This is a genomic window from Microcystis sp. M53603_WE2 (assembly GCF_030065435.1).
In genome coordinates this window covers 1-1,319 of sequence record NZ_JASJFF010000261.1, presented here as the reverse complement: position 1 = coordinate 1,319, position 1,319 = coordinate 1, and the positions used below count along the sequence as shown (strand labels likewise).

Annotated in this window: 2 protein-coding genes; one reads left to right on the top strand and one right to left on the bottom strand. The window is 48.0% G+C overall.

Annotation, left to right across the window (positions count from 1 at the left end):
- Window positions 1-123: 123 nt before the first annotated feature.
- Complete coding sequence (locus PX481_RS05735) at window positions 124-978, bottom strand: helix-turn-helix domain-containing protein (protein WP_288093958.1); 855 nt, start codon at window positions 976-978, stop codon at window positions 124-126.
- A gap of 90 nt (window positions 979-1,068) precedes the next feature.
- Between PX481_RS05735 and PX481_RS05730 the strand changes: the two genes are divergently transcribed.
- Window positions 1,069-1,319 (top strand): helix-turn-helix domain-containing protein (locus PX481_RS05730; RefSeq protein WP_288093957.1); only part of this gene is annotated, 251 nt, incomplete at its 3' end.

Below are 1,319 nucleotides of genomic sequence, written 5' to 3'. Positions count from 1 at the left end.
TGGGATAATGCAGCCTAATCAGTGATCAGTGATCAGGAGTCGGGAGTCAGGAGATTATTTTTTTTATTCTTCCCAACACCCCATCACCCCATCACCCCATCTTCCCACACCCCACACCCAATCCTACTGAGGGGGTGCAGTTAGGGTGATTTCGCCAATTTGGCCAGCTTTACCCATTAATTGGGCAGGTTTTTGGTTAAGAGAGATTTTAACACCGCCAGCATTGCCCGATCGAATATTTAAACTCTTTTGGGCTGTCCAAGTTCGTTTAGTCCCAGGTTGGAGAGTGCCTTCATGGACTTTTTTGCCATCGGCAATTACCCGTACCCAAGCGGCCTGTTCAATAGTTACCTGGGCTGAGAGGGGAACTTTTGGCTGAGGAGAAGGGGAAGGAGAGGCTATCGGTGCGGGAGGGACTACCGGCGCGGGGGAAACCACGGGGGAAGGAGAGGGAGTAAGGGCAGGGGGGTTAGAGAGAGGGGGACGGAGGAAAAGATAGCCAATACCACAAAATATGCCCGCCAGCAAGCCTAGCCAGAGATACATCCCGAAAAAGGTTGATTTAGCCGGTTGGGGGCCAGTTTCCGGGGCTGGTTTTTCTGGTTTCACCGGTTCCACTTTTGGGGCAGCGGGTTCAGCCTTGGGGAGAGGGGTAACTTTTGTGGGCAGTGTTTTCGGGATAGTTACCTCTTGAGCTAATTGTTCCGCACTAGGAGACAAGCGATCGGCTAAAGCTTTACCATCAATTTTTAGAGCATCACCGTAGCGTTTGATAAATCCCTTGACATAAATTAATTCTGGTAATTTCTCCCAATTCCCCGTTTCCAACGCTTCTAGCATCGGCAATCTAATCATCGTCAGGGCGGCGATATCGTCTATGCTCAGGCAGCTTTCTTCTCGTTTTTGACGTAAATAAGTCCCGATTTCCTTGATTTGTTCGGCTTGTAGGGGACTGAGTTGACTCATAATTCCAGTCATCGAAAATTTGGGTCTGAAACCCCGTCGTTCTACGACGGCTTTACTGTTAAATATTAGCGCATTTACACGATATATGCTAGAGTGCGAGATATGGAAAAGGCCTACTCGTTCCGATTTTACCCCACACCCGAACAAGAGTCGCTATTGCGGCGCACTTTGGGCTATGTAAGATTGGTTTACAATAAGGCACTCCATCTCAGAACACAAGCTTGGTACGAAAGACAAGAAAGAGTAGGCTACGCTCAAACTTCTTCAATGCTAACCGATTGGAAAAAGCAAGAAGAATTAGACTTTCTCAATGAAGTAAGCTGTGTACCTTTACCACAAGGGTTAAGACACCT

Excerpts from the sequence above, each read along its gene's own strand:
- PX481_RS05735 (WP_288093958.1), bottom strand. The coding sequence starts at position 978 with ATGACTGGAATTATGAGTCAACTCAGTCCCCTACAAGCCGAACAAATC.